The sequence below is a fragment of the Nitrosomonas sp. Nm132 genome (assembly GCF_900100485.1).
Lineage (GTDB): Bacteria > Pseudomonadota > Gammaproteobacteria > Burkholderiales > Nitrosomonadaceae > Nitrosomonas.
Map to the genome: position 1 here is coordinate 1 of NZ_FNDH01000117.1, position 1,286 is coordinate 1,286.

1 protein-coding gene and 2 pseudogenes are annotated in these 1,286 nt (G+C 47.7%); all 3 read right to left on the minus strand.

What is annotated here, in order from left to right; genetic code table 11:
* Positions 1 to 198: 198 nt before the first annotated feature.
* Positions 199 to 552, minus strand: a pseudogene (gene tnpA / locus BLP80_RS14915) (IS200/IS605 family transposase); the annotation flags it as partial.
* A gap of 77 nt (positions 553 to 629) precedes the next feature.
* Positions 630 to 773, minus strand: a pseudogene (locus BLP80_RS14920) (IS3 family transposase); the annotation flags it as partial.
* 99 nt (positions 774 to 872) lie between these two features.
* Positions 873 to 1,130 carry a group II intron maturase-specific domain-containing protein gene (locus tag BLP80_RS14925; RefSeq protein ID WP_176754402.1) on the minus strand — a complete coding sequence of 86 codons (258 nt, stop codon included), beginning with the start codon at positions 1,128 to 1,130 and terminating at the stop codon, positions 873 to 875.
* Positions 1,131 to 1,286: the final 156 nt, after the last annotated feature.

Genomic DNA, 1,286 nt, shown 5'->3' on the forward strand with positions numbered 1-1,286 from the left:
CCTGCCTGGCCCAATAGTCGCATCGATGAATTGTTGCCATTGACACCGGAATTCATTAAATCACTAACGCAGAAAGAATAACAGTCGGTAGCACCAGACGCTTACAAATATTCGGGTTAATTTTGTGAGCCGCTCAAAGCGAAAAAAATGGGGTCGCTTACGCGACCCCAACCTTTTCAGCTACCTGAAGGTAGCCGGTTATCGCCACAGATTCATCTGATCCAAACGCTTATCTTTTTTCTCCTGGTGGCGTATGTTCTCCTGGTGGCGTATGTATTCCCGTATCATTTGTTCATCTTGTCCGACCGTCGACACGAAGTAGCCTCTCGCCGAAAAATGCTGCCCTACAAAGTTGCGTTTGCGCTCTCCATATACCCGCGCCAAATGAATCGCGCTCTTGCCCTTGATGTATCCAACTACTTGGGACACCGCATGCTTCGGCGGGATCGATATCAGCATATGTACATGATCCAGCATCAGATGCCCTTCTTCTACCCGGCTGCCCTTATATTTGACCAGTCTCTTGAAAACTTCTCCAAGGTGCGGCCTCAATTGCTTGATGTGTCAACACTTTTCCGGACACAAAGCTAAGCAGCATTTTGCTGTACCTCGAATTCAACGGGCGATATCTATCCATTAGCTGAATGTAATCGCTCCCGGTTATAAAACACTTCGATATATTCAAACACAGCCTGTTTAGCTTCTTCCCGAGAATGAAACGTTTGCTGATGGATCAATCCGGTTTTTAAGGTATGGAAGAAGCTTTCCGATACGGGTCGAGTCAACCGAAGGGAACCGCCCCCTTCAGTTGCTCACGGAACCGTACGTGAACTTCTCGATTCATACGGCTCTTGTTATTCAGCCACCCACTGCTAAACACGCCAATGTGCAAACAATGTTGGATATTGCCGATATAGTTCCCGCAACCATTGGCTGGCACGCCATTTTCGGCGTTGCAACGACTTGAATTTTCGCCTTGCCCAACTCAACAGCTTATCGTTGATGTAGCTGTAAATGGCCGACATCGCTGATTTCCTGAACGTTCCGTAATAGGTAATCCATCCCTGAATGATCGGATTAATCGCTTTCGCCAACCCAGAAATACTTTGACTGTAGCCCCCTTTAATCAACCCCCGTACTGAGAAGCGTATCGATAAGCTGAATGAACGTATCGGCCGGCTTAAAGAGCGTAGTCGCGGGATCAGTCAGCATTATGTAATCGAGTTGATCGCAGATGAGGCCGGCAAACAGGCAATTGCATTGCGTTGGTCAAAACAACCCCATGC